The sequence below is a fragment of the Kitasatospora sp. NPDC127035 genome, assembly GCF_042726075.1.
In the GTDB taxonomy this organism is placed as follows: domain Bacteria; phylum Actinomycetota; class Actinomycetes; order Streptomycetales; family Streptomycetaceae; genus Kitasatospora.
In genome coordinates, this window is record NZ_JBHXDN010000178.1 from 1 (window position 1) to 1,286 (window position 1,286).

1 rRNA gene is annotated in these 1,286 nt (G+C 52.3%); it reads left to right on the forward strand.

Features of this window, described 5'->3' with window-relative positions:
• A 23S ribosomal RNA gene (locus tag ACFWIC_RS41105) occupies positions 1-1,286 on the forward strand; the annotation flags it as partial.

Here is a 1,286-nt window from a genome sequence, read left to right on the forward strand (position 1 = left end):
GTGTGATAGCCGGCAGGTGTTGCATTCGTGGGGTTGTGGGGTTCATTTTGTCTGTTCTGCCGAGCAGGCCAACAGTAAGAAATCACAGGGTTAGTGGAAGTGGTCTGGAACGGCCTGTCGTAGAGGGTGAGAATCCCGTACACGAAAACTTTGTGACTGTTGTAATGGAAACCCAAGTAGCACCGGGCCCGTGAAATCTGGTGTGAATCTGTCGGGACCACCCGATAAGCCTGAATACTCCCTGGTGACCGATAGTGAACCAGTACCGTGAGGGAAAGGTGAAAAGCACCCCGGAAGGGGAGTGAAAGAGATCCTGAAACCGTGTGCCTACAAGTAGTCAGAGCCCGTTAACGGGTGATGGCGTGCCTTTTGTAGAATGAACCGGCGAGTTACGATCCCGTGCAAGGTTAAGTTTGAAAAGACGGAGCCGCAGCGAAAGCGAGTCTGAATAGGGCGCATGAGTACGTGGTCGTAGACCCGAAACCAGGTGATCTACCCATGTCCAGGGTGAAGTTCAGGTAACACTGAATGGAGGCCCGAACCCACGCACGTTGAAAAGTGCGGGGATGAGGTGTGGGTAGCGGAGAAATTCCAATCGAACCTGGAGATAGCTGGTTCTCTCCGAAATAGCTTTAGGGCTAGCCTCAAGGTAAGAGTCTTGGAGGTAGAGCACTGATTGGACTAGGGGTCCTCATCGGATTACCGAATTCAGTCAAACTCCGAATGCCAATGACTTATCCTTAGGAGTCAGACTGCGAGTGATAAGATCCGTAGTCGAAAGGGAAACAGCCCAGACCGCCAGCTAAGGTCCCAAAGTATACGTTAAGTGGAAAAGGATGTGGAGTTGCTTAGACAACCAGGATGTTGGCTTAGAAGCAGCCACCATTTAAAGAGTGCGTAATAGCTCACTGGTCGAGTGACTCTGCGCCGAAAATGTACCGGGGCTAAACGTATCACCGAAGCTGCGGACTGTTCTTCGAACAGTGGTAGGAGAGCGTTCTAAGGGCTGTGAAGCGAGACCGGAAGGACTGGTGGAGCGCTTAGAAGTGAGAATGCCGGTATGAGTAGCGAAAGAGGGGTGAGAATCCCCTCCACCGAATGCCTAAGGTTTCCTGAGGAAGGCTCGTCCGCTCAGGGTTAGTCAGGACCTAAGCCGAGGCCGAAAGGCGTAGGCGATGGACAACAGGTTGATATTCCTGTACCACCTCATTTCCGTTTGAGCAATGGAGGGACGCAGAAAGATAGGGTAAGCGCGCTGCTGGATATGCGCGTCCAAGCAATTAGGC